We start from the raw sequence: 23,310 nt of genomic DNA, 5'->3' as shown, positions 1-23,310 counted from the left end.
TCACCGGGCCATGCGGCCGTACATGCCGAGCATGCGCTCGGCGGCCGCGTCCAGCAGGACGACCTGGGCCGCGAGCGGGCGGCGCGGCGCGCCGGCGGCCGCCGCGGACCCGCCGGCCGCGGCTTCGGCGGCGAGGCGCTCCAGCTCGCCGGCCGTCCGGCGGCACAGCTCCCGCCCGCACGGGCCGAGCCTGCCCGCGGCCTCCCACAGCGCGTAGGCGTCCTGGACCGTCGCGGCCCGCGACACCTCCCCGGCGAGCGCGACCCCGCAGTCCATGTCGAGGGTGATCGACTCCAGCAGCCCCGCCCCGCCGCCCAGCACCGCGACCTGCTCGGCCATGCCCGCGACCAGCACGATCTGCGCGAGGCCGTCCTTGACCGCGCCCGCGACCACCTCGCGGACCGGCGCCGCGCCGAGCGGGACGAAGCACGCGTCCGGCAGCTCGGGCAGCATCCGGCGGGCGGCCTCGCGGGCGCCCTCCCCGTACATCACGAGCGTCTGGTCCGTTGCGGTCACTGGTACCGTCCCTCCTCGTCGCCGGCGACGAGCCTCGCGGAGGCGCCGCCCGGATGCGGGCGCGGCGCGCCGGGGACCGGCGGATCCGTCGCGATCCGGCTGAAGACGATCATGTCGCGGCTGATCCCGTCCGCGTCGCGCTCGGCGCCGCGCGCCACGCCCTCGCGCACGTAGCCGGCCTTCTCGGCGACCCGGATCGAGGCGCGGTTCGTGACCATCGCGCGGAGTTCCACCCGGAACAGCCCGCGATCGCGCAGCGCCCAGTCGGAGACCAGGCCGAGCGCCTCGGTGGCGTGGCCGCGCCCGCGCACGCCCGGCCGCATCCCATAACCGACCTCGGACGTCAGATGGGTCCAATCCACCTTGAACAACCCGATGGTGCCGATAAGGTCGCCCGTGTAGCGCTCTGTCACCGCGAGATGGATGCCCAGGCCGAAATGCTGAACCTTGTGCACGCCCTCCTGGAGGAACCAGGCGATGGGCTCGGCCTCCAGCGCGGTCGGGAAGTTGGGCGGCAGGAAGTCCTCCCCGGCGCGGATCACCTCGATCAGCCCGGCCGCGTCGTCCAGGCAGAACGGACGCAGGACGAGCCGCTCGCCCACCAGGCGCACGGTCCCCTCGAAGGCGTTCACGCGCGTTCCCCTCACGCCGCCCGCACAGCGCGGGCCGCCCGCACAGAATAGGCTGTCGCCGGTGAGCTACCAGCGCCTGTCCCCGGACGAACGGCGTGCGCAGATCCTGGACGTCGCCCGGCGGATGTTCACCGAGCTGCCGTACGCCGAGGTGTCGACGGCCGCGATCGCCCGGGAGACCGGCGTGCAGCGCGGGCTGATCCACTACTACTTCGGGACGAAGCGCGAGCTGTTCCTCAAGGTGGTCCAGGGGCTGACGGCGTCCGCCGCGATGCAGGCCCCGCCGCCGGACGACCGGCTGACGCTGCCCGAGTCCGTCGAGCTGCTGGTGAACCTGTTCCTGGACACCGCGGAGCAGAACGCGACGACCTGGTTCGCGGCGCTGGACGCGGAGGGCTTCGGGCAGGACCCCGAGCTCCTGCGGATCGTCAACCGGTTCAAGGACGACGCCGTCAAGCACATGCTGGCCGTGCTGCGGGTCCCTGAGCCGACCGAGACGCTGCGGGCCGTCCTGCGGATCTACTCCGGGCTGGTGGACGCGGCGACGCGGCAGTGGCTGCAGGAGAAGACGCTCGACCGCGAGCAGGTGCACACGCTGCTCGCGCGGTCACTGCTGGCGCTGGTCAGCGATATCGGCCCCGCGCTGGAGAAGACCGGCCCCGCCCTGGAGAAGAACTGACGCGGGCGGGAGGGCCGCCGCGCGAGGGTCAGCTCGGCAGCGCGCCGGTGCAGCCCGGGAGCGCGAACCACACGGCCTTGCCGCGGACGGGCGGGCCGAGCCGGGAGAGCGCGCGCCGCAGCCCCCAGCGCCCGCCGGACAGCTCCCGGACGATGCCCAGCCCGCGCCCGCAGTCGCCGGACGTCCACGAGTAGCCGGGCAGCGCGGCGTCGGCGAACGCGTCGAAGACCGCGCAGCGCACCTCGTCCCCGGCCCGCCCCTCGCCGCGGTAGAGCCACAGCTCGTGCGGGCCGTGCTCGCCCGCGTGCTGGTGGGCGTTCGTCGCCAGCTCACTCACCATGAGCTGGGCGTCGGCGATGACGTCCGGCGGCGCGCCGAGCGAGGCGAGCGCGTCGCGCAGGACGCGCCGGGCGTGGCCGGCGCTTCCCGGACCGCCCGGCAGCGCCCACGCCCACCCGGGCATGCCGTCGGTCATGGTGTCCGCCGTAAGTTCGGCCGGCGTGGTCTTCACGGGTCCTCCCGCGGTCTACGTGCCCGGTGCGCGACGTCCGACCGTCACTGTCGGTCTCCGGACGGTCACGCAACCAAGAGTCTCGTGAGATTCTCACGATCGCAAGCGTCTTCCTGGAATTCCCCCGTCCTTACCGCCGGGTTCGTCAATCGCGTTGTGACGCGCGTCAAGAGTCGCGAGACTTCACTCCCATGACCTACCGCCCCACCGTCCGTGGCCGCCGCCTCGCGCGAGAGCTCCGCAAGCTGCGCGAGGAGCAGGGCCTGACCCTGCAGGAGGTGGCGGACCGGCTCGACTGGTCGCGAGCCACCGTCTCCCGCCTCGAAACCAGCCAGACCCGCCCGAAGCCCGGCGACATCGCCGACATCCTCGACCTCTACGGCGTCCCGAGCCCGGATCGCGACGCGCTCATCACCCTCGCCCGGCAGGCCGGCCAGCGCGGCTGGTGGACGGCCTACCAGGACGTCTTCGCCGGCAGCTACGTCGCGCTGGAGGACGAGGCGTCCCACATCCGCACCTGGGACCCGCAGCTCGTCCACGGGCTGCTGCAGACCGAGCCGTACTCGCGCGCCGTGATCACGGCGGGCCGGCTGCTGCCCGCCCAGGAGGACATCGAGCGCCGCATCGCCGCCCGGAAGATCAGGCAGGCGCTGCTCGACCGCGCCGACGCGCCGCGCCTCCAGGTCATCTTCGACGAGGCGGTGCTGCGCCGCCCGATCGGCGGCGAGGAGGTGATGCGCGCGCAGCTGACCGCCCTCGCGACCGCCGCGCGAAACCGCCCAACCGTGACGATTCAGGTACTTCCGTACTCAGCAGCGGCACATGCGGGCCTTGACGGACGTTTCACCATATTGTCGTATCCAGACCCCGCGGACCCCGATATCGCCTACGTCGAGGGCACTATGGGCGACGTTTACCTTGAGAGCGCCGAGGAAATAGCGAAGCATAGGGACCGCTTCGATCGGATCGAGGCGGCCGCCCTGTCCCCCGAGGATTCCGCGCACCTCATCGCCGAGGCAGCAAGGAGCAGCCCGTGACCAACCTGCAGCGCGAACTCACCGGTGCCGTCTGGCGCACGTCGTCCCGCAGCGGAAGCGGCGACCAGTGCGTCGAGGTGGCGCCCCTGTCCCGCGACCTTCGCGCGGTGCGCGACTCGAAGGACCCCTCCGGCCCCGCCCTGGTGCTGACGCCGTCCGCCTGGCGGGGCCTGCTGGACGCGATCAAGGAGAGTTAGCGAGTCGGCACGTCAGCGAGTACGGCCGGGGGCCGCGGCGGAGCCCGCCGCGGCCCCTGCCGGTGCCCGCACCCCGCCGCCCCCTTCCCGAGAAACTAGAACGTGTTCTAGTATCGCGGGTGCGTCGACAACCGGAGGGTGCAACGTGACCGCGGAACTCAAGCTCGGCATCAACGTCGGCTACTGGCAGCGCGACCCCGACGACCAGACCGAGACGGTGCTGGCCGCCGAGCGCTGCGGCTACGACTCGGTGTTCACCGCCGAGGCGTACGGGTCGGACGCGTTCACCCCGCTGGCCTGGTACGCCGCCCGCACGTCCCGGATCAAGCTGGGCACCGCCGTCGTCCAGATCTCGGCGCGGACCCCGGCGGCCACCGCGATGCACGCGCTCACCCTGGACGCGCTGTCCGGCGGACGGGTGATCCTCGGCCTCGGCGCGTCCGGCCCCCAGGTCGTGGAGGGCTGGTACGGGCAGCCGTTCCCGAAGCCGCTCGCCCGCACCCGCGAGTACCTCGACATCGTCCGGCAGGTGTGGCGCCGCGAGGCCCCGGTCACCAGCGAGGGCCCGCACTATCCGCTGCCCTACCCGGGCGGAACGGGCCTCGGCAAGCCGCTGAAGTCGATCGCCCATCCCGTCCGCGCGGAGATCCCCGTCTACCTCGGCGCCGAGGGGCCGAAGAACGTCGCCATGTCCGCCGAGATCGCGCAGGGGTGGCTGCCGCTGTTCGTCGACCCGCAGCAGATCGACGCCGTCTTCGGCGCGTCCCTGGCGGACCGGCCGGACGGCTTCGAGATCGCCGCGACCGTCACCACGATCGTCACCGACGACCTCGCCTCCGCCCTGGAGTTCGCCAAGGTCCCGCTCGCGTTCTACATCGGCGGGATGGGCGCCAAGGACCGCAACTTCCACCTCGACCTGATCGGCCGGCTCGGCTTCGCCGAGGAGGCCGAGCGCGTCCAGGAGCTGTTCCTCGGCGGCCGCCGCGACGAGGCGATCAAGGCCGTCCCGGACGAGCTGGCCGACGCGATCTCGCTGCTCGGCCCGCTCGACCGGATCAAGGAGCGGCTCCAGCTCTGGCGCGACAGCCCCGTCACCACCCTGCTGATCGCCGGCGTGAAGGACGAGCCCACGCTGCGCGCCATCAAGGACATCGCCGACTCCTGACGGAGGCCCGGCCGCCCCGGGCGGCCGGGCGACCCGCCGGCCCGACCGAAGCGGCGGCGGACGGCCGCGCCGGCGGGAACGCGGCCGACTTTCGGAGAGATCGACTCCACATCGCGGCGCGGAATGGAGGTAGGTATCCGGGTGCTGTACCGGACACCACCCGCGATCCGCGAACTGGAGATGGGACACACGATGTCCACGCAGGAAGACGCCGCCCGCCTGCTCGTCAGGACACTTGAGGCGGAGGGCGTCGAGTACGTCTTCGGCATCCCGGGCGAGGAGAACATCCACTTCGTCCACGCGCTGAACGACTCGTCCATCCGCTACATCCTCGTCCGGCACGAGCAGGGCGCGGCGTTCATGGCCGAGATCTACGGCCGCCTCACCGGCCGCGCCGGCGTCGCGTCCGCGACGCTCGGGCCCGGCGCCATCAACCTGCAGCTCGGCGTCGCCGACGCGACCACCAACAGCACCCCCGTCGTGGCGATCTCCGCGCAGGTCGGCCTCGACCGCATCTACAAGGAGTCGCACCAGATCATCGACCTGGTCTCGCTGTTCCGCCCGATCACCAAGTGGTCGGAGCTGGTCCCGCGGGCCGAGGCGCTGCCCGAGATGGTCCGCAAGGCGTTCAAGACGGCGCAGACCGAACGTCCGGGCGCCGTCTACCTGGCGATTCCGGAGGACGTCGAGGCCGCGAAGGTCTCCGCCGACCTGGCGCCGCTGCCGCTGAACATCGTCCGGACGCAGGAGCCGTCGCCGTCCCAGATCGCGCGCGCCGCCGACCTGCTCGCCCTCGCCCGGCGGCCGATCGTCCTCGCCGGCCACGGTGCCGCCCGGGCCCGCGCGAGCGACGCGCTGATCTACTTCTCCGAGCGCCTCGGCCTGCCGGTCGCGACCACGTTCAACGGCAAGGGCGTCTTCCCCGACGACCACCGCAACGCCCTCGGCGCCGTCGGCTTCATGCGCCACGACCACGTCAACTTCGGCTTCGACGAGGCGGACGTCCTGATCGCCGTCGGCTACGAGCTGCAGGAGTTCGACCCCGTCAAGGTCAACCCGGACGCCGGCAAGAAGATCATCCACATTCACCAGTTCCCCGCCGAGGTCGACGACCACTATCCGGTGGAGGTCGGCATCCAGGGCGACATCTCCAGGTCGCTGCACGCGCTCGCCGACTCCGTCCACCGCCGCTTCGACACCGACGGAACCTCCCGTCCTCCAGTCCCTTCAACCCCGCCGGCCTCCACCCACCACAGGATCCGGGAGTTGCTCCGCGAGGAGCTCGCGGAGGGCGCCACCGAGGACGGGTTCCCGCTCTCGCCGCGCCGCATCGTCGCGGACGTCCGCGCCGCCATGGGACGCGGCGACATCGTCCTCGCCGACACCGGTGCGGTGAAGATGTGGATGGCGCGGATGTATCCGACCTACGAGCCGAACACCCTGATCGTCTCCAACGGGCTGTCGTCGATGGGCTTCTCCGTGCCGGGCGCGATCGCCGCGAAGCTCGCCCACCCGGACCGCGGCATTCTCGCCGCGACGGGCGACGGCGCCTTCCTGATGAACTCGCAGGAACTGGAGACGGCGGTCCGGGAGAACGTCCCGATCACCGTCCTGATCTGGGACGACTCCGCCTACGGGCTGATCGAGTGGAAGATGGACCTCGATCTCGGCACCAGCTCCCACATCAAGTTCGGCAACCCGGACTTCGTGAAGTACGCGGAGAGCTTCGGCGCCCGCGGCCACAGCGTGGACTCGGCCGGCGAGCTGCTCCCCACCCTCCGCAAGGCCCTCGCCGAGGACGCGGTCTCCGTCGTCACCGTCCCCGTCGACTACTCCCACAACCTCCGGCTGACCGACAAGCTGGGCGACCTGACCGACCCCTTCTAGCGGCCCGCACCGCCGCGCCGCGGCGCGGCGGTGGCCGCATCCGGCCCTTAGTGATCTTGGACTGGCACGGCCGGACCGTCCGGGCGAGACTGGGAGATCGCGGAGATGGCGGGAGAGCAGACGTGGGCGTTGCCTTCGATCCGTACGGTTTCCACGAGGTCGACGCCGACCCGTACCCCGTGTACGCGCGGCTGCGCGAGGAGGCGCCGGTCTACCGCAACGAGGAGCTGGACTTCTGGGCGCTGTCCCGCCACGCCGACGTGGTGGGCGCGTTCCGCGACCCGGGCCGGTTCTCCAGCGCCAACGGGCCGCTGCTGGAACGGCGTGCCTGGGGGCCGCAGGCGCAGGAGGCGATGTCGTTCATCGCGATGGACCCGCCCCGGCACACCCGCATGCGCCGGCTCGTGTCCCGCGCGTTCACGCCGCGGCGGATCGCGGACCTGGAGCCGCGCATCCGCGAGATCGCCCGGCAGCACGTCGCGGCGGCGCTGGAGCGCGGCTCGTTCGACCTCGTCGCCGACATCGCCGCGCCGCTGCCCACCGACGTCATCTCCGAGCTGGTCGGCGTTCCCGAGGCCGACCGCGCCGACGTGCGCCGGCTGGCGGACACGGCGCTGCACCGCGAGCCGGGCACGCGGGAGATCGGCCCGGACGGCGTCGCGGCCCTGCTCGAACTGGTCGGGCACTTCGCCGCGATCGTGGCCGACCGGCGCCGCCGCAGGCGGGACGACCTCGCCTCCGCGCTGCTGGACGCGGCCGTGGACGAGGAGCCGCTGACCGACGACGAGATCATCGCGTTCGTGCACCTGCTGGTCGGGGCGGGCAACGAGACCACGACCAACCTCATCGGCAACGCCTGGTACTGGGCGTGGCGCCATCCCGGGCAGCGCGCCAAGGCGTTCGCGGGCCGGGTCCCCGACTGGATCGAGGAGACGCTGCGCTACGACACCGCCGCGCCGCTGCAGCTGCGGACCCTCACCAAGGACGTCGAGCTGCACGGCGTCCCGCTCCCCCAGGGCGCGCGCATCGTGCTGCTCCCCGGGGCGGCCAACCGCGACCCCCGCGCCTTCGAGCGGCCCGAGGAGTTCGACATCGACCGGGACACCGGCCGGATGGCCACCTTCGGCAGCGGCCCCCACTACTGCCTGGGCGCCTCGCTGGCCAGGCTGGAATCGCGGATCGTCCTGGAGGAGATGGTGGGGCGGCTGGCCGATTTCGACCTCGACCCGGCGGCGGGGCGGCGGCCGTATTCGGCGTACGTGCGCGGCTTCGCGTCCCTTCCGATGACGGCGACACCGCGCTGACCGGCGTCGCGCCGGTCAGGGTTTGCGCGCCACCGCCGCGAGCCAGACGTCGCGCAGATCGTCGGAGATCGCCGGGGGGTCGTCCTCTCCCCAGCGCGTGATGCAGACGAGGCCGGGGTCCTGCGGCTCCAGGCCGTCCAGGAACCGCTCGATGTCGACGCGGTTGCGCGGCCGCATCGGCGCGTTGCTCCTCGCGAACACCTCGAGCCCGGACTTGTTGTCGGCCGGGCGCGTCCGGCGCGCCTCCTCGTCGGTGATGTGGGAGACGACCAGGTGGCCGCCGGAGCACATCGCCTCGGTGAGCACCGAGATCGCCCGGTGCGGGTCGTCGGCGTCGGGGATGAAGTGCAGGACGCCGGTGGCCAGGATGCCGACCGGCTCGGCGAAGTCGATGAGCCGGCGGGTGTCGCGGTGGTCCAGGATCCGCTCGGGGTTCCGGAGGTCCTCCTGGATGACCGCGACCGTGCCGGGGTCGTCGGCCAGCAGCGCGCGGGCGTGGGCGCAGACGGCCGGGTCGTTGTCGACGTACACCACGTGCGAACCGGGGGCGTGCCGGTGCGCGATCTGGTGGACGTTGTCCATGGTGGGCAGGCCGGTGCCGACATCGAGGAACTGGCGGACCCCGCGTTCGGCCAGCATCCGCACCGCCCGGCCGATGTACGCGCGGTGCTGCCGCGCGTACATCGCCGACATCGGCTCGACCTCGAGCAGCCGGTCGGCGGCCTCCCGGTCGACGGCGAAATTGTCCTTGCCGCCGAGCATCGCGTCATAGATGCGCGCGATGTTGGGGACGCCGACGTCTAAGTTCGGTGACATGGAGGCTCCATTGCGACCGGGGAGACCACCCTATCCCCGGCAGAGGATCTCGGCGTGGGTTACCGAGTACCAGCCGTCCTCGGCCGCGGCCCAGTCCTTCCAGCCCTGGTAGACGCGGCGGAGCTCCTCGCGCGTCGCGTGGCCGCCCGCGACGGCCTGGTCGGCGATGGCGGAGTTGAGCAGGCGCCCGCCCCAGGACTCGCTCCACCATTCGCGTTCCTCGGGGGTGGCGTAGCACCAGGCGGAGGCGGACGCGGTCACGTCGGTGAAGCCGGCGGCGCGCGCCCAGGAGACCAGCCGGCGCCCGGCGTCGGGCTCGCCGCCGTTGCCGCGGGCGACCTTGTAGTAGATCGGCAGCCAGGAGTCCATGCCGGGCGGGTCCGGGTACCAGATCATGGTGCCGAAGTCGGCGTCGCGGACGGCGACGGTCCCGCCGGGCCTGGTGACGCGGCGCATCTCGCGCAGCGCCCGGACGGGGTCGGCGACGTGCTGCAGGACCTGGTGGGCGTGGACGACGTCGAACGTGCCGTCCGGGTGGTCCAGGGCGTGGACGTCGGCGACGGCGAACTCGACGTTGTCCAGGCCGGCGGTGTTCTTGCGGGCCTCGTCCAGGACGGCCGCGGCGGAGTCGGAGGCGACGACCCGGCCCGGTGCGACGCGCCGGGCCAGGCCGGCGGTGATCGTGCCGGGGCCGCAGCCGACGTCCAGGAGGGCCTGCCCCGGGCGCAGGTGCTCGATCAGGTAGGCGGCGGAGTTCTCGACGGTGCGCCACTGGTGCGCGCTCAGAACGGTCTCGTGGTGTCCGTGCGTGTATGCGGGCATGCTCCGACCCTACGACCTCTTCTCATACTTTGAGAACAGTGTATCAGAGTATGAGACGATCGGGCATGGAAAAGGGGATCGAGATCCCGTCTCGATCCCCTTCTCGCGCCTGTCAGGCCGCCACGGCGACGCGGCGGGCGGGCACGGGCCGCGGCCTCATGGGCAGCGCCTCGACGGGGGCCAGCGCGGGCGCGGGCTCGGCGTAGGCGTTCAGCGACACGTGCGGAAGCTCGGTGAGCCACGGCTCGACGACGGTCCGCTCGGCGGGCCCGTCAAGCCGCGGGCGGGAGAGATGGAACGTGCCGGTCGCTGCGCTCATGCCAACACCCCTTCCTTGAACCCCGGTGGGGCCGCGCCAGTGCGGAACCACCGGGTGTCACATACCCCTAAGTACGTCGTTACAAGCCACTCGGTTCGACGTCTGTTCCCAGGTGTCGCCTAAGTCACGTGGTCAACGCTACGGGGGGCCTCTGACATTTTCGAACGTTTATTCGGCTCCGGCGAGCGGGTGCCGGGAGGGGCGAGCGGGGCCGTCACGCCGTCCCGCACGCCCCTCGCCTCGCGTCCCGCGTGATCTGCTTCATATTCCCTACTTAATCAGTCGATTTAGTCCTATAGTGACGGCACCACCTACCCCCGACTGGAGCAGTGACCCCCATGAAGCGCCGTTACGCAGTCGCGCTCGCCTGCGCCCTCGCCCTGTCCGCGTCCGCCCTCACGGCCGGCTGCGGCGACGGCGGCGAGGCGGGCGCCTCCGAGAGCAGGGAACTGCGGGTCGGCTACCAGCGGTTCGCCGCGCTCAGCCTCGTCAAGGCCCGGCACTCCGAGGCGCCCGGGACGACCTGGTCGCTCTTCGAGAGCGGCCCGGCCCTGACCGAGGGCATCAAGGCGGGCGCGATCGACATCGGCGAGGTCGGCGAGGCACCGCCGATCTTCGCCGCCGCCGGGAAGATCGACTTCAAGATCATCGCGACCTCCGCGCCCGTCCCCAAGGGCGAGGCGGTCCTGGTCAAGGAGAAGAGCGGGTTCCGGTCCTTCAAGGACCTCAAGGGCAAGAAGGTCGGCCTCAACAAGGGCTCCAACGTCAACTGGCTGCTGGTCAAGCTGCTGGAGGCCAACGGGATGACGATCGACGACATCGACGTCAAGTACCTCAAGCCCGCCGAGGCCCGCCCTGCCTTCGACAACGACCAGATCGACGCGTGGATCATCTGGGACCCCTACTTCGCGCTCGCCGAGACGCCCGGCGTCAAGGTCCTCGCGGACGCCACCGGGCTCGCCAACAACCGCGAGTACGTGCTGGTGTCGCCGGAGGCGCTGAAGAAGAAGCCCGAGCAGGTCAGGAAGTTCCTCCAGACGCTCCGCGAGACCACCGCCTGGGGCATCGCGAACCCGGACGAGCGCGGGAAGCTCCTGTCCCCCGAGCTGAAGATCCCGCTGGACACCACGGTGCGCGCCCAGGCCCGCAGCGCGCAGCCCATCCAGCCGGTGGACGCGGCGATCGGCGACGAGATCCAGGAGATCGCCGACGGTTTCGCCGAGCTGAAGCTGATCCCCGGGAAGGTCGACATGAAGGGCAGGATCGACGACCGCTTCACGGACGTCCTCACATGAGCGTCGCGGAGACGGACGCGGCGATACCGGCCACCCGGGAGGCGCCCGCCGGGAAGCCCGCCGGAAGGCGCGCGGGCTTCCGCACGAGGCGGCTGATCACCCCCCTCGCGCTGCTGGTGCTGTGGCAGGCCACGGCGCAGGCGGGCGTCCTCGACCCGGCCAAGCTCCCGCCGCCCACCGACGTGCTGGCGGCGGGCCGGCGGCTCGCCGCCGACGGCACCCTCGGCGGCTACCTCGCCGACTCGGTGCAGCGCGCCGCCGCGGGCCTGCTCATCGGCGGGCTGCTCGCGCTCGCCCTCGGCGCGCTCGCCGGGCTGCTGCGCATCGGGGACGACCTGGTCGACCCGACCGTCCAGATGGCGAGGATGCTGCCCCACCTCGGGCTCGTCCCGCTGCTCATCATCTGGCTCGGCATCGGCGAGTCAACGAAGATCACATTGGTCGCGCTCGGCGCGTTCTTCCCCGTCTACCTCAACACCTACGCGGGCATCCGCGACATCGACGAGCGGCTGGTCGAGGCGGCGAAGACCTGCGGGCTGTCGGCGCTGGAACGGATCCGGCACGTGGTCCTGCCCGGCGCGCTGCCCGCGGTGTTCATCGGCCTGCGGCTGGCGTTCGCGGCCGGCTGGCTGAGCCTCGTCGTCGGCGAGCAGGTCAACGGCGACGGCGGGCTCGGCTTCATGATGATGGAGGCCCGCGAGTTCAGCCAGACCGACGTCGTCGTGCTCGGCCTGCTCGTGTACGCGACGCTGGGCCTGCTGTCCGACCTCGTCCTGCGGGTCCTGGAAAGGAGGCTGCTGGCATGGCGGCGCGGACTGCGGGCCACGTAGCGGAGGCGGCCGGCGTGCGCCGGTCCTTCGGCGGCACGGTCGTGCTGGACGGCATCGACCTGACCATCGAGCGCGGGCAGGTGATCGCCCTGCTCGGCGCGAGCGGCTCGGGCAAGAGCACCCTGCTGCGCATCCTGGCCGGGCTGGACGACGAGGCCACCGGCACGTTCACCACCACGTCCTCGCAGGCCGTGGTCTTCCAGGAGCACCGGCTGCTGCCGTGGAAGCGGGTCGCGGGCAACGTGGCGCTCGGCGTCCGGGCCGAGGACGCCGGGGAACGCACGGCGCGGGCGCTCGCCGAGGTCGGCCTGGCCGACCGGGGGCGCGCGTGGCCCGCCGAGCTGTCCGGCGGCCAGTCGCAGCGGGTGGCGATCGCCCGCGCCCTCATCCGCGAGCCCGAGCTGCTGCTGCTGGACGAGCCCTTCGGCGCCCTCGACGCCCTGAACCGGCTGAAGATGCAGGCCCTGTTCGACCGGCTGCAGGCCGCGCACGGCTTCGCGGCGCTGCTGGTGACCCATGACGTCGAGGAGGCGATCCTGCTCGCCGACCGGCTGCTCGTCCTGGACGGCGGCCGGATCGCCGAGGCGATCGACGTCGGCCTCGAACGCCCGCGGGCCGTCGACTCGCCGGGCTTCGGCGCGCTGCGGCGCCGGCTCCTCGCGCTGCTGCACGTGCCGGCCGGGCCGGACGAGGGGTGACGGGCGCCGGATCGTCCGAACGGCCGATCCGGCGGCCCGCGAAGGGCCGTACCCTGCATGAACGTGAGCGACGTCGGGGCACGGCTGGACCGCATCCACTCGGTGGGCGGCTGCGTCGTGCGCCTCGCGTACGCGGCGTTCACGGCGCTGTACCTCCTGGCCTGCACGGCCGTCGCCCTCCACGACGCGCCCACCCTGTGGATGGTGGTCGTCGCGGCGACCGCCAACCTCGCGGCGCTCGTCGGCTCCGGGCGGCTCGTCCCATGGGCGATCGCCGCCGGGGCGCTGTCGGCGTTCAGCACCCTCTACCTCGGCACGGCGGTCCGGCCCGACTTCGGCGCGCCCAGCCTGTTCGCGGAGATCGGCGGGCTGCTGATCGTCCTCGCGCGGATCGTGTGGAAGGCGCGCCGCGAGCGGCTCGTGCCGATCGCGTTCCTGCTCGGCGCGGCCGTCCTCGCGACGCCGCTGCGCTGGTCCGCGCTCGCCGCCGCGCTGTTCACCGCGCCGCTCGGCATCACCGTGTCGATCGCCCTCGGCGCCGGCCTCTACCTGCGGGCGCTGGACGCGCGGCGGTCCCGGACGCTGGCCGCGGCGCGCCGGGACGAGCGGCTGGAGCTGGCCCGCGACCTGCACGACTTCGTCGCCCACCACGTGACGGGCATCGTCGTCCAGGCGCAGGCGGCGCGGTTCGCCGCGCGGGCGGGGGCGGGGCAGTCGCCGGACGACCTGGACCGCATGTTCGGCGGGATCGAGAAGGCCGGCACCGAGGCGCTCACCTCGATGCGGCGCATGGTCGGCCTGCTGCGGGACGCGCAGAACGTCAACGCCCCGGACGGGGAGGCCGTCCCCGACGGCGGCGCGGCCACCCGTCCCGTCGGGGACCTCGCGCAGCTCCGCGACCTCGTCGCCGGGTTCGCCCACCCTCCGGCGACGTTGACGCTCGCGCCCGGCCTCGGCGCGCTGCGGCCCGAGGTGGCGTCGGCGGCGCACCGCGTGGTGCAGGAGGCGCTGACCAACATCCGCAAGCACGCCGCCGACGCCGCCACCGTGCGGGTCACCCTCGGCCGGGCGGGCCCCGACGTCGAGGTCGCGGTGCGGGACGACGGGCGGGGCCGCGGCCGGATGCTGCCGTCCGGCGGGTTCGGGCTCACCGGGCTGGCGGAGCGGGTCGGCGCGGCGGGCGGGCGGCTGCGCGCCGGGCCGCGCCCGGAGGGCGGCTGGGAGGTCGTCGCGGTGCTGCCCGGCGGGGAGCAGTGATCCGCGAATGCTGACAGAATCGCCCGTGTGGCCATCCGCGTACTCGTCGCCGACGATCAGGAGATGGTCCGGACCGGGTTCCGGATGATCGTCGACTCGCAGCCCGACATGGAGGTGGTCGGGGAGGCCGCCGACGGCGCCGAGGCCGTCGCGCTGGCCCGCCGCCTCCGTCCCGACGTGTGCCTGTTCGACATCCGGATGCCGGAGATGGACGGCCTGGAGGCGACCCGCGAACTGGCCGGGCCGGGCGTCCCCGACCCCCTCCGCATCGTGATCGTCACCACGTTCGACATGGACGAGTACGTGTACGGGGCGCTGCGCGGCGGCGCGGCCGGGTTCCTGCTGAAGGACAGCGGGCCCGCGCTGCTGGTGGAGGCGGTCCGCGCGGCGGCGAACGGCGGGTCGCTGGTGTCGCCGTCCATCACCGTCCGGCTGCTGGAACGGCTGGCGAGGCCGCGGCCGGCGGCCGCCCCGCCGCGCGAGCCGCTCACCGACCGGGAGCTGGAGGTGGTCAGGCTCGTCGCCCGCGGCCGGACGAACGAGGAGATCGCCGGGCAGCTGTTCGTGTCGCTGTCCACGGTCAAGACGCACCTCGGGAGCGTGCACCGCAAGCTGGGCACGCGGAACCGGGTGGAGACGGCCGCCTGGGCGTGGGAGTCGGGCCTCATGACCTGACCCGCGAGTGACGCGGGCCCGGGGAGGACGTTCGGGGAAGGAAGACGGCACTGGCACCGGAGTCGCTGAACGGGCTGCCCGTGGCCGTCCTGGTCATCTGGGCGCTCGGCGCCGTCGGCTGGGGCGCCGTCCTCGCCGGGCTGCGCACCGGGCTGCGCGGCCGGTCGCGCGGGGCCGCGCTGTTCGCGCACGCGGCGACCCCCGCCGGGACCGTCCTGCTCTTCTCCCTCGTCGGGTTCGGGTCGCTGCATGCGACGATCGCGCTCACCGCGGAATGGTGGGCGCTGCTCGCCGTGACCGGGTTCCGCCCCGAGCGGCTCGTGGCCACGGGCGGTCCCGGCCGGCTCGCCGCCTGGGCGGCCGGCACCGCCGCCGCGGCCTGCGCCGCCCAGTGGTTCGTGTTCCACCTGTGACGTTTCCGTCGGCATGTCGCGCGAACCCGCGTTGGGCCCGGCATGTCAAACGTACGTAGTATCCAAAGCAACCGAACGCAAAGGCCAAGGGAGGTGGGTCATGCCGTGCGCGTTGTGCGGCGACATCATCCCGACCGAGGTCGACCGGTGCCCCGCGTGCGGCGCGTGGGCGCGGCGCCGCGACTTCCGCGCGGTCGGCGTGGCCGTGTTCATGCTGCTCGGCTTCAACGCGTTCGTCGCGCTCGGCTCGGGGATCAGCCTGCTCAGGTTCGCGCATCCGCTGCGCGGGGCGACGCACGACAGCTATGACGCGGTGGCCACGGGCAAGGCCCTCGCCCCCTACGGGGACGTGTTCACGATCGGCGCGATGATGGCCGCGGTCACCGGGCTGCTGTACCTGGTCTGGCTGTGGCGGGCGTTCCGGCAGTCCCCCGGGCCGCACCGGCACCACCGCGCCTGGGTGCTGCTCGGCTGGTTCACCCCCGTCGTCAACCTGTGGCTGCCGCCCCGCATGGTCTACGAGGTCTGGGTCAACAGTGGCCGGTACCGGACGGCCGAACGGCAGGCCGCCGGGGCCGTCGTGGCCGGCTGGTGGATCTGCGCCCTCCTCGGCCTGCTCCTCGGCCGCGCCTTCGCGCACGGCAGCGTCGACACCCTCGCCGAGGCCCGCTTCGACGTCCACCTCGGCGTCGCCGCGGCCGCCTTCCAGGCCCTCGCCGCCGCCCTCTGCATGGCCACCGTCTTCCAGATAACCCGCCTCCAGTTGGTGAGGGAGTGATTTTCGGGTTCAACCGCTCGAGCCCGGGCTGGTGTGCCAGAGGGCGGCTCTCGGGGGGCGTTTGATGGCGGGGCCCGCGTGGCCTATGTCGGAGTAGGGGGACATCGCGAAGCCCGTCGCGTGGACGATGCGGTCGCCGACCGGGCGGCCGAGGGGCGTCCGTCCCGCCATGGCGGCGCGGACGGCGTCCGGGCCGCCGCGGCGCCACTCCTCGTGCAGCACGTTCAGGTCCCAGCAGGCGTTCGCGGTGATCGAGACGGCGCGGTCCCCGGCGTGGCGGACGCGGCCGCGGGCGACGAGCAGCCAGGAGCCGAACACGGTCGCGGCGCACCGGTCCTGCACCGACTCGAAGAACGTGAGGTCGACGGGGCCGGTCGCGTCGTCCAGCGTGGCGAAGATGACCCGCTGCCCGGACCGGACCGCCGGGGTCTGCGTCGCGACCTTGACGCCGGCGACCAGGACCTCGCTCCCGGCGGGACGTCCCGGCAGGTCGGCGGCGCGGACGACGCCGAGCCCGGCGAGCAGCGCGTCGTAGAAGGTGAGGACGTGCCGGCTCACGTCCATGCCGAGGATGTCCAGCTCCGCCTCGACGATCTCGGCCGGCGTCATCGGCGGCAGCTCCCCCGCCGGGACCGCGTCGGCGATCTCGATCTCCAGACCGGTGTCGTCGGCGAGCGGGAGCTGGCCCTCGACCGGGGCCGTGCGGGCGGTGGCGCGGTCCAGGGCGCCGACGCGGCAGAGCAGGTCGCGGCGCGGGACCGCGTCGTGGACGGAGTCGAACGCCCCCGCCAGCACGAGCCGCTCGGCGGTCGGGCGCGACACCCGGGCGCGGCGCCAGAAGTCGGCCAGCGACGCGTAGGGCCGCTCGTCCACGATCGTGCCGACCTCGGCGTCGGAGATGCCCTTGACCTCGCTCAGCGCGACCCGGATCCCGGTCGGGCCGCCCGCCGAGACGGGTTCGGCGTGCCACTCGGCGGCCGACCGGTTGACGTCCAGCGGCAGGATCGGGACGCCGAAGTGGCGCGCGTCGTCCAGGATGACGCGCTTCGGGTACATGCCGGGGTCGTGGGTGAGGACGCCCGCGTAGAAGGCGGCCGGATGGTGCCGTTTCAGCCACGCCGACTGGTAGGTGGGCAGCGCGAACGACGCCGCGTGCGCCTTGCAGAAGCCGAACGCGCCGAACGCGGTCAGCGTCCGCCAGACGCGGTCGACGACCGGCTCGCCGTAGCCGCGCGCCAGCGCCCGCTCCCGGAACCAGGCGCCGACCACGGCCTGGCCGCGCTCGTGGCCGAGGCTCCGCCGCGCCGCCTCCGCCCGTGACAGGCCGCAGCCGGTCATCACGTCGATGACGCGGAGCACCTGCTCGTGGAACACGACCACGCCGAGGCTCTCCCGCAGCGCCGGTTCGAGGTCGGGGTGCGGGTAGTCGGGCTCCCGCGTCCCGGCGCGCGACTCAAGGAACGGCGACACCATGTCGGAGTTGACCGGGCCGGGCCGGAACAGCGAGATGTCGATGACCAGGTCGTCCAGGTCGCGCGGCTGGAGCCGGCCGATCAGGTCCCGCTGGCCGGGCGACTCGATCTGGAAGCAGCCGAGCGTCCGGGACGTGCGGATCAGCGCGAACGTCGCGGGATCGTCGCGCGGGACGTCCTCCAGGACGATCTCCTCCCCCGACGTCCGCGCGACCTCCGCCACCGCGTGCGCCATCGCCGACTGCATCCGGACGCCGAGGACGTCGAGCTTGAGCAGGCCCATCGCCTCGACGTCGTCCTTGTCGAACTGGCTCATCGGGAACCCGGCGGCGGCCCGCTCGATCGGCGTCCGGTCCCGCAGGGACGGGTTCGACAGCAGGACGCCGCACGGGTGCATCGCGATGTGGCGGGGCAGGCCGTCCAGCCGCTCGGCGACGCGGAACAGCACCTCCAGGCGGCCCGCCGCCAGGTTGCTCTGCCGCAGCTCGGGCAGGTCGCCCAGCGCCGTGCGGATCTGGCTCGCCCGGATCCGCGGGAACGCCTTGGCGATCGCGTCGATCTCCGCCGGCGGGAGGCCCATCGCGTTGCCGACGTCGCGGAGCGCGCTGCGCGCCCGGTAGGTCTCCATCATCGACACGCACGCGGTGCTCTCGGCGCCGAACCGGTCGAACAGCGCCTCGTACGCCTCCAGCCGCCGCGCCGACTCGACGTCCAGGTCGATGTCGGGCAGGCCCTCGCGGCTGTCGGCGAGGAACCGCTCCATGAGCAGGTCGTGCCGCAGCGGGTCGAGGTCGCCGATGCCGAGCAGGTAGTTGACCAGGCTGCCCGCGCCCGACCCGCGGATCGCGCAGCGGATGCCGCGCTCGCGGATCAGCGCGGCGGCGTCCGCGACCGTGAGGAAGTACGGCGCGAGGCCCTTCCGGGCGATGACGCCGAGTTCCGCGTCGAGCCGGGCGGCGGCCCGGCGCGACCCCGCGAGCCCGCGCCGGGCCGTCCCGTCGGCGCACCGGGCGACGAGCAGCGCGTACGGGTCGCCCTCGACGGCCGGCAGGTGGACGTCGTCCATGCCGAGGTCGCGGCCCGGTTCCAGGACGCAGCGCTCGGAGAGCCTCCGGGTCGCCGCGAGCAGGGCGTCCGCCTCGTCGGGGCCGCAGGCGAGCTCCGCCGCCCGGCGCATCTCCGGGACGGGCTTCAGGTAGGCGTGCCCGGTCTGGTCCTCGAGGTGCCGCCGGTCCAGCGGGACGAGCTTGCGCGTCACGTCCAGCACCTGCGCGACCGGGTGGTCGGCCGGGTCCAGGTAGCGGACGGCGTTGCCGAGCACGGCGGGCACCCCGGCCTCGCGGGCGAGCGCGAGCATCCGGGCGGCCCGCGGCCCGTCGCCCCTGCCGTAGTGGTTCACGATCTCGATCACGGTCTCGGCCGTGCGGCGCCAGTCGTCCAGCCGCGCCGCCGCGACGTCCGGGCGCCGCCCGGCGACGGCCCGGCCCACGTCGGACGCCGGGCCGAGCAGCACGATCAGCCCGTCGGCGTGGGCGCCGACCATCTCCCGCGTCACCACGGGGTTCCCGCGCTCGCCCGCCGCGTGCGCCGCCGACACCAGCCGGCACAGCGACCGCCATCCGGCCCGCCCCTCGGCGAGGACCACGACGCGTTCCTCGCCCGTCGAGACGACCCGCAGGTCGGCGCCGACGACGGCCCCGATCCCCGCCTCCGCGCATGACCGTACGTGACGGACGGCCCCGTACAGCCCGTCCCGGTCGGTCAGCGCGAGGGTCTCCATGCCGAGGCCCGCCGCGCGCTCGGCCAGAGCCGCCGGCGAGGCGACGCCGTACCGGAGCGAATAGCCCGAAGCGACATGAATGTGCACGTCAATCCCATACCCGGGAAAGCAGCCAGCTGTCGGCGGCCACGTCGTAACGCAGCTCGTAGACGCCGATTTCCCTGTCCGGGGTCGCCTCGACCCGCCAGAACTCCCGCTCCCCGGTGGCCTCGCCGGCGGGATGCCGCTCCCGCCACCAGTCACGGGTCGTGACCCAGTGCTCCAGCACCCGCCGCACGGTGTAGAGCCGGCCACGCCAGACGAACCGGACCGGACGGCCGTCGGTCACCCAGACGTCCACCGGATCGCCGAACACGCGTGTCATCTGCCTCCCCCTCGCGCTCACCGCACGGGGGAAGGAACATGCGGCATTTCGAACAAACGTTCGTAACGAGTCTAGGGAACCCGCGACCCCGGGAGCAAGGCGGGATCAGGTCAGGAGGCGGGTCAGTTGATCGGCGGCGGCGGCCGCCTCGGCCACGTCGGCCATCCCGCCGCCCGGCCACAGATAGGACCAGCCGTCGCCGACCGGTGTCGCGACGACCATCAGACGGCGCCGCGTCAGCGGGCCGTAGACGGCCAGCAGCGACTCCTCGGGCCCGGAGAGCCTCCAGGCGAGGCCGCGGGCCTCGACCTCGCGCGCGAGCGCCGCGAGGTGGCGCCGGCGCACCTCGGCGATCCCACCGACTACAGACATCAGCCGCCTCACCACGCTCCGAGCCGCTCCGATGACCTTGGGCGATCATCCGGCGACGAATGGTGACCGACCCTCAGCATGACCCGAAAAGCGCGGCTGCGCAGCGAGAATCCGGAGAGTGGGACGGCTGTTTCCCGTTCCTGCGGGGATGGTTCCCCGAAAGGGGCGCGGCGCGCCGTCCCCTGGTGCGCCAATCACGCGGCGGCGGCCGTCCGGCGGCCGGAACCCGCCGTGCCTGCGGAGGCTCCGTCCGTGATACAAGCCTCTGTGAGACGGGCATGCCGTGCCCGCGTCAGGCAGAAAGAAGGAGCGAGCCGATGAGCGCCGTCCCCGCCGGCGACCCGTCAGGCCACCCGCGCGACCACGCTCCGGCGGAGGAGCGCGCGCTCGCCGGGCTCCGCGAGCGCAAGAAGCAGCGGACCCGGCTCGCGCTCATCGACGCGGCCCTGGACCTGTTCCTCGCCAAGGGCTACGAGGCCGCGACGATTGACGAGATCGTGGCGTCGGTGGAGGTGTCGCAGCGGACGTTCTTCCGCTACTTCGCCACCAAGGAGGACGTCGTCACGAGCTTCCTGGCCGAGCACGACCAGGTGCTCGAGGAGGCGCTCGCGGCGCGCCCGCCCGGCGAGCGGCCGTTCACCGCGCTGTTCGAGTCGCTGCGCGTGGTGCTGCGGGCCATCGCCGAGGGCGACCCGGCCGAGGGCGCCCGGTTCCGCCGCGTCCGGCGGGTGGTCGAGTCGACGCCGTCGCTGATGGCCGCGCAGATGGCGCGGTACTCGGCGTCCGCGGAGTCGCTCGCCGCCGAGATCGCCCGGCGCGAGGGCGTCGACCTGGAGGACGACCTCCGGCCGCGGATCCTCGTCGCGTTCTACCTCTCGGCGGTCAAGGTCGCGTTCGAGGAGTGCGCCCGCCGGGACATCTGGGACGCCGGGACGGTCGCGGCCCGCGTCGAGGAGGCCGTGACCCTCGCGGGCCGGACGATGCGCGACTGGGTATGACCGCCCTCCCGGAATAGCCGCGGGAGGCGACCGGTTTCCAAGATCGCCGACCACAGATCAGGAGGACGCCATGCGCGCGATCGTCATCACCGAGAACGGCGGACCCGAGGTCCTGAAGCCCGCGGAGCGTCCCGCTCCCGAGCCGGGCCCCGGCGAGGTACTGGTCGACGTGGCGGCGGCGGGCGTCAACTTCATCGACGTGTACTTCCGGACGGGCGCCTACCCGCACGACCTCCCGTACACGCCGGGCATGGAGGCGGCCGGCACGGTCACGGCCGTCGGCGAGGGCGTCCGCGAGTTCTCGGTGGGCGACCGCGTCGCGTGGGCCGACGTGCACGGCGCCTACGCGGCGCAGGCCGTCGTCCCGGTGGAGCGGGCCGTCCCCGTCCCGGACGGCGTCGGGCTGGAGGACGCGGCGGCGTCGCTGCTGCAGGGCATGACCGCGCACTACCTGACCCGGTCGACGTATCCGATCCGGCCGGGCGACACCGTCCTCGTCCACGCGGCGGCGGGCGGCATGGGCCTGCTGCTCACCCAGGCCGCCAAGGCGCTCGGCGCCCGCGTCATCGGCACGGCGTCCACCCCGGAGAAGGAGCGGCTCGCCAAGGACGCGGGCGCGGACGCCACGATGCCCTACGACGGTTTCGCCGCCCGGGTGCGGGAGCTGACCGGCGGCGAGGGCGTCGCCGCCGTGTACGACGGCGTCGGCGCGCCCACCTTCGACGGGAGCCTGGAGAGCCTGCGGCGGCGCGGCACCCTCGCGCTGTACGGCGCGGCGGGCGGCCCGGTGCCGCCGTTCGACCCGCAGCGCCTCAACAGGGCGGGGTCGCTGTTCCTGACGCGCCCGACCCTCGCCCACTACGTGGAGAAGCGCGAGGAACTGCTGGAGCGCGCCGCCGACGTCTACGGCTGGATCGCCTCCGGCGCCCTGAACGTGCACGTCGGGCACCGCTACGACCTCGCCGACGCGGGCGCCGCGCACACCGATCTGCAGGCGCGGCGCACCACCGGCAAGCTCCTGCTGATTCCCTGACCGGCCCGCCGGGCCTCCCCGGCTCCTTTAGGCTGGGCCCAAAGACGATCATCTGAGGAGCCCGCCCCCCATGACGACGACCGCCGCCGGCCCCCTGGAGCAGGACGAGCCCCGCGTCCTCGGCCCCTACCGCCTGCTCGGGCGGCTCGGCCGCGGCGGCATGGGCACCGTCTACCTGGGGGCCGAACCCGACGGGCGGCGGGTCGCGGTGAAGGTCGTCAACCGGGACCTCGCCGGGGAGCCGGCGTTCCTCGACCGGTTCCGCCGCGAGGTGACCGCCGCGCGGCGCGTCCACCGGTTCTGCACCGCGCCCGTCCTGGACGCCGAACTCGACCAGGACCCGCCCTACATCGTCACCGAGTACATCGACGGGCCGAGCCTGGAGGCGGCCGTCCGGGAGAAGGGGCCGCTGCCCGGCTCCGACCTGGAGGGCATCGCGGTCGGCGTCGCCACCGCCCTCGCCGCCATCCACGGCGCCGGGATCGTGCACCGCGACCTGAAACCGGCGAACGTGCTGCTGTCGTCCACCGGCCCCCGCGTGATCGACTTCGGCATCGCGCGGGCGCTGGACGCCCTCGACGGCCCGGCCAGCACCGGCCAGTTCGTCGGGACACCGTCCTCCGGCCCCCACCCGCCGCCGATCAGTCGGCGGGTTTCACTCGGCTCACCGGTCTGCATCGCGCCGGAGGTGCTGCGCGGCGAACCGGTCGACCAGGCGTCGGACGTGTTCGCGTGGGGCTGCGTCGTCGCCTACGCCGGGACGGGCCGCCCGCCGTTCCAGGGCGGGACGGTCGCGGAGACGTTCCACCGCATCGGGCACGAGGACCCCGACCTCGCCGGCCTCGACCCGCGGCTCCGCGAGGTCGTCGCCGCCGCGCTCGGCAAGGAGCCCGGGGCCCGCCCGACCGCGCGGCAGCTGCTCACCCGGCTCGTCGGGCAGGAGAAGGCCGACCCGGAGCGGGCCGCCGAGACGATCTCGATGTCGTGGCGGGGGCCGGAACCGGCCGCCGAGCCGGTCCCGGAGCCCGCGCCCGCGCCCGCCCCCGAGCCCGGCCGGGACCGCGCGGAGGCGCCGCGGCCCGCCCCCGCGCCCGTCGCCGCACCCGACCCGGAACCGGAACCGGCCCCGCAGCCGGAGCCGGACGGCGGGCGGACCGTCACCGTCGACCTGCCGTTCCCGGACGCGTGGCGGGGCCCGAGGCGCTGGTTCACCCTGTTCAGGGGCCTGCTGGTCATCCCGCACCTGGTCGTGATGCTCGTCATGTACGCGCTGCTGGTGATCGTGATGGTGCTGAGCTGGCTGGTGATCCCGTTCACCGGCCGCTACCCGCGCCCCCTGTACACGCTGGTCGTCGGCTGCCAGCGCTGGTCCAGCCGCGTCGTCGCGTACGCGTTCGGACTCACCGGCGAGACGCTCCCGCCGTTCCGCACCCTTCCGCGCGCCCGCCGAACCCGCTGAG

At 73.5% G+C, this 23,310-nt stretch carries 25 protein-coding genes; 16 read left to right on the top strand and 9 right to left on the bottom strand.

Features of this window, described 5'->3' with window-relative positions:
- Both SM611_RS27870 and SM611_RS27865 read right to left on the bottom strand, forming a co-directional pair.
- Positions 1 to 516 (bottom strand): hypothetical protein, encoded by a 516-nt coding sequence (locus SM611_RS27870; protein ID WP_371953157.1) that lies wholly within the window; start codon positions 514 to 516, stop codon positions 1 to 3.
- Entirely contained in the window at positions 513 to 1,148 is a 636-nt protein-coding gene (locus SM611_RS27865) for a GNAT family N-acetyltransferase (RefSeq protein WP_371953156.1), read from the bottom strand. The genes SM611_RS27870 and SM611_RS27865 overlap by 4 nt, the downstream gene beginning before the upstream one ends.
- Positions 1,149 to 1,209: 61 nt before the next feature.
- Between SM611_RS27865 and SM611_RS27860 the strand changes: the two genes are divergently transcribed.
- Complete coding sequence (locus tag SM611_RS27860) at positions 1,210 to 1,827, top strand: TetR/AcrR family transcriptional regulator (protein ID WP_371953155.1); 618 nt, start codon at positions 1,210 to 1,212, stop codon at positions 1,825 to 1,827.
- Between the two features lie 28 nt (positions 1,828 to 1,855).
- On the opposite strand, the gene SM611_RS27855 is transcribed toward SM611_RS27860, so the two are convergent.
- Positions 1,856 to 2,338 (bottom strand): ATP-binding protein, encoded by a 483-nt coding sequence (locus SM611_RS27855; protein WP_371953154.1) that lies wholly within the window; start codon positions 2,336 to 2,338, stop codon positions 1,856 to 1,858.
- Positions 2,339 to 2,529: 191 nt separating this feature from the next.
- Between SM611_RS27855 and SM611_RS27850 the strand changes: the two genes are divergently transcribed.
- From SM611_RS27850 to SM611_RS27830, 5 genes are all read left to right on the top strand, one after another.
- Positions 2,530 to 3,375, top strand: a complete 846-nt coding sequence (locus tag SM611_RS27850) for a helix-turn-helix domain-containing protein (protein ID WP_371953152.1) — start codon at positions 2,530 to 2,532, stop codon at positions 3,373 to 3,375.
- Positions 3,372 to 3,572: a DUF397 domain-containing protein gene (locus tag SM611_RS27845; RefSeq protein ID WP_371953150.1), complete on the top strand. Its 201-nt coding sequence runs from the start codon at positions 3,372 to 3,374 to the stop codon at positions 3,570 to 3,572. The genes SM611_RS27850 and SM611_RS27845 overlap by 4 nt, the downstream gene beginning before the upstream one ends.
- A gap of 145 nt (positions 3,573 to 3,717) precedes the next feature.
- Positions 3,718 to 4,737: an LLM class F420-dependent oxidoreductase gene (locus SM611_RS27840; protein ID WP_371953149.1), complete on the top strand. Its 1,020-nt coding sequence runs from the start codon at positions 3,718 to 3,720 to the stop codon at positions 4,735 to 4,737.
- A 192-nt stretch (positions 4,738 to 4,929) separates the two neighbouring features.
- On the top strand, positions 4,930 to 6,624 hold the full coding sequence (locus tag SM611_RS27835; RefSeq protein WP_371953147.1) for an acetolactate synthase large subunit: 1,695 nt from the start codon (positions 4,930 to 4,932) through the stop codon (positions 6,622 to 6,624).
- 122 nt (positions 6,625 to 6,746) lie between these two features.
- Complete coding sequence (locus SM611_RS27830; protein ID WP_371953145.1) at positions 6,747 to 7,928, top strand: cytochrome P450; 1,182 nt, start codon at positions 6,747 to 6,749, stop codon at positions 7,926 to 7,928.
- A gap of 15 nt (positions 7,929 to 7,943) precedes the next feature.
- Here SM611_RS27830 and SM611_RS27825 read toward each other — a convergent pair whose 3' ends face one another.
- The 3 genes from SM611_RS27825 to SM611_RS27815 all read right to left on the bottom strand — a co-directional run bounded on the left by SM611_RS27825 (position 7,944) and on the right by SM611_RS27815 (position 9,885).
- Entirely contained in the window at positions 7,944 to 8,744 is an 801-nt protein-coding gene (locus SM611_RS27825) for an SAM-dependent methyltransferase (protein ID WP_371953143.1), read from the bottom strand.
- A 30-nt stretch (positions 8,745 to 8,774) separates the two neighbouring features.
- Positions 8,775 to 9,566 (bottom strand): methyltransferase domain-containing protein, encoded by a 792-nt coding sequence (locus SM611_RS27820; protein ID WP_371953141.1) that lies wholly within the window; start codon positions 9,564 to 9,566, stop codon positions 8,775 to 8,777.
- Between the two features lie 112 nt (positions 9,567 to 9,678).
- Positions 9,679 to 9,885, bottom strand: a complete 207-nt coding sequence (locus SM611_RS27815) for a hypothetical protein (protein ID WP_371953140.1) — start codon at positions 9,883 to 9,885, stop codon at positions 9,679 to 9,681.
- A 338-nt stretch (positions 9,886 to 10,223) separates the two neighbouring features.
- Here SM611_RS27815 and SM611_RS27810 point away from each other — a divergent pair, with 338 nt between their 5' ends.
- The 7 genes from SM611_RS27810 to SM611_RS27780 all read left to right on the top strand — a co-directional run bounded on the left by SM611_RS27810 (position 10,224) and on the right by SM611_RS27780 (position 15,831).
- Positions 10,224 to 11,180: an aliphatic sulfonate ABC transporter substrate-binding protein gene (locus SM611_RS27810; RefSeq protein ID WP_371953138.1), complete on the top strand. Its 957-nt coding sequence runs from the start codon at positions 10,224 to 10,226 to the stop codon at positions 11,178 to 11,180.
- The gene (locus tag SM611_RS27805) at positions 11,177 to 12,010 is read left to right on the top strand and encodes an ABC transporter permease (protein ID WP_371953137.1); all 834 of its coding nucleotides are present in this window, start codon (positions 11,177 to 11,179) and stop codon (positions 12,008 to 12,010) included. The genes SM611_RS27810 and SM611_RS27805 overlap by 4 nt, the downstream gene beginning before the upstream one ends.
- A complete protein-coding gene (locus SM611_RS27800) occupies positions 11,983 to 12,708 on the top strand; it encodes an ABC transporter ATP-binding protein (protein WP_371953135.1) in 726 nt (241 codons plus the stop codon). Before SM611_RS27805 ends, SM611_RS27800 begins: the two co-directional genes overlap by 28 nt.
- 63 nt (positions 12,709 to 12,771) lie before the next feature.
- The gene (locus SM611_RS27795; RefSeq protein WP_371953133.1) at positions 12,772 to 13,965 is read left to right on the top strand and encodes a sensor histidine kinase; all 1,194 of its coding nucleotides are present in this window, start codon (positions 12,772 to 12,774) and stop codon (positions 13,963 to 13,965) included.
- Between the two features lie 27 nt (positions 13,966 to 13,992).
- Positions 13,993 to 14,640, top strand: a complete 648-nt coding sequence (locus SM611_RS27790; RefSeq protein ID WP_371953132.1) for a response regulator — start codon at positions 13,993 to 13,995, stop codon at positions 14,638 to 14,640.
- An 80-nt stretch (positions 14,641 to 14,720) separates the two neighbouring features.
- The gene (locus SM611_RS27785) at positions 14,721 to 15,053 is read left to right on the top strand and encodes a hypothetical protein (protein ID WP_371953130.1); all 333 of its coding nucleotides are present in this window, start codon (positions 14,721 to 14,723) and stop codon (positions 15,051 to 15,053) included.
- A gap of 100 nt (positions 15,054 to 15,153) precedes the next feature.
- Positions 15,154 to 15,831, top strand: a complete 678-nt coding sequence (locus tag SM611_RS27780; RefSeq protein ID WP_371953129.1) for a DUF4328 domain-containing protein — start codon at positions 15,154 to 15,156, stop codon at positions 15,829 to 15,831.
- Positions 15,832 to 15,840: 9 nt separating this feature from the next.
- Here SM611_RS27780 and SM611_RS27775 read toward each other — a convergent pair whose 3' ends face one another.
- The 3 genes from SM611_RS27775 to SM611_RS27765 form a co-directional block, all read right to left on the bottom strand.
- A complete protein-coding gene (locus SM611_RS27775; RefSeq protein ID WP_371953127.1) occupies positions 15,841 to 19,170 on the bottom strand; it encodes a DNA polymerase III subunit alpha in 3,330 nt (1,109 codons plus the stop codon).
- Position 19,171: 1 nt separating this feature from the next.
- The gene (locus tag SM611_RS27770; RefSeq protein ID WP_371953125.1) at positions 19,172 to 19,447 is read right to left on the bottom strand and encodes a DUF6504 family protein; all 276 of its coding nucleotides are present in this window, start codon (positions 19,445 to 19,447) and stop codon (positions 19,172 to 19,174) included.
- Between the two features lie 105 nt (positions 19,448 to 19,552).
- Positions 19,553 to 19,819: a hypothetical protein gene (locus SM611_RS27765; protein WP_371953124.1), complete on the bottom strand. Its 267-nt coding sequence runs from the start codon at positions 19,817 to 19,819 to the stop codon at positions 19,553 to 19,555.
- A gap of 317 nt (positions 19,820 to 20,136) precedes the next feature.
- On the opposite strand from SM611_RS27765, the gene SM611_RS27760 reads away from it, so the two are divergent.
- The 3 genes from SM611_RS27760 (at position 20,137) to SM611_RS27750 (ending at position 23,309) form a co-directional block, all read left to right on the top strand.
- Positions 20,137 to 20,817, top strand: coding sequence for a TetR family transcriptional regulator (locus tag SM611_RS27760; RefSeq protein ID WP_371953122.1), 681 nt, complete (start codon positions 20,137 to 20,139; stop codon positions 20,815 to 20,817).
- 70 nt (positions 20,818 to 20,887) lie between these two features.
- Entirely contained in the window at positions 20,888 to 21,850 is a 963-nt protein-coding gene (locus SM611_RS27755; RefSeq protein ID WP_371953121.1) for a quinone oxidoreductase family protein, read from the top strand.
- Between the two features lie 70 nt (positions 21,851 to 21,920).
- Positions 21,921 to 23,309 carry a DUF4389 domain-containing protein gene (locus tag SM611_RS27750; protein ID WP_371953120.1) on the top strand — a complete coding sequence of 463 codons (1,389 nt, stop codon included), beginning with the start codon at positions 21,921 to 21,923 and terminating at the stop codon, positions 23,307 to 23,309.
- The last annotated feature ends 1 nt before the right edge of the window (position 23,310 follow it).

The sequence above is a fragment of the Actinomadura monticuli genome (genome assembly GCF_041463655.1).
Classification (GTDB): domain Bacteria; phylum Actinomycetota; class Actinomycetes; order Streptosporangiales; family Streptosporangiaceae; genus Spirillospora; species Spirillospora monticuli.
Note: the sequence above shows the minus strand (reverse complement) of the source record. Positions and strands in the feature narration are given on the sequence as shown.

What these genes read in the sequence shown, in the direction of transcription:
- SM611_RS27765 (WP_371953124.1), bottom strand. Translation starts at nt 19,819, where the DNA reads ATGTCTGTAGTCGGTGGGATCGCCGAGGTGCGCCGGCGCCACCTCGCG.
- SM611_RS27770 (WP_371953125.1), bottom strand. Translation starts at nt 19,447, where the DNA reads ATGACACGCGTGTTCGGCGATCCGGTGGACGTCTGGGTGACCGACGGC.
- SM611_RS27810 (WP_371953138.1), top strand. Translation starts at nt 10,224, where the DNA reads ATGAAGCGCCGTTACGCAGTCGCGCTCGCCTGCGCCCTCGCCCTGTCC.
- SM611_RS27800 (WP_371953135.1), top strand. Translation starts at nt 11,983, where the DNA reads ATGGCGGCGCGGACTGCGGGCCACGTAGCGGAGGCGGCCGGCGTGCGC.
- SM611_RS27780 (WP_371953129.1), top strand. Translation starts at nt 15,154, where the DNA reads ATGCCGTGCGCGTTGTGCGGCGACATCATCCCGACCGAGGTCGACCGG.
- SM611_RS27815 (WP_371953140.1), bottom strand. Translation starts at nt 9,885, where the DNA reads ATGAGCGCAGCGACCGGCACGTTCCATCTCTCCCGCCCGCGGCTTGAC.
- SM611_RS27805 (WP_371953137.1), top strand. Translation starts at nt 11,177, where the DNA reads ATGAGCGTCGCGGAGACGGACGCGGCGATACCGGCCACCCGGGAGGCG.
- SM611_RS27760 (WP_371953122.1), top strand. Translation starts at nt 20,137, where the DNA reads ATGAGCGCCGTCCCCGCCGGCGACCCGTCAGGCCACCCGCGCGACCAC.
- SM611_RS27850 (WP_371953152.1), top strand. Translation starts at nt 2,530, where the DNA reads ATGACCTACCGCCCCACCGTCCGTGGCCGCCGCCTCGCGCGAGAGCTC.
- SM611_RS27820 (WP_371953141.1), bottom strand. Translation starts at nt 9,566, where the DNA reads ATGCCCGCATACACGCACGGACACCACGAGACCGTTCTGAGCGCGCAC.
- SM611_RS27755 (WP_371953121.1), top strand. Translation starts at nt 20,888, where the DNA reads ATGCGCGCGATCGTCATCACCGAGAACGGCGGACCCGAGGTCCTGAAG.
- SM611_RS27825 (WP_371953143.1), bottom strand. Translation starts at nt 8,744, where the DNA reads ATGTCACCGAACTTAGACGTCGGCGTCCCCAACATCGCGCGCATCTAT.
- SM611_RS27835 (WP_371953147.1), top strand. Translation starts at nt 4,930, where the DNA reads ATGTCCACGCAGGAAGACGCCGCCCGCCTGCTCGTCAGGACACTTGAG.
- SM611_RS27750 (WP_371953120.1), top strand. Translation starts at nt 21,921, where the DNA reads ATGACGACGACCGCCGCCGGCCCCCTGGAGCAGGACGAGCCCCGCGTC.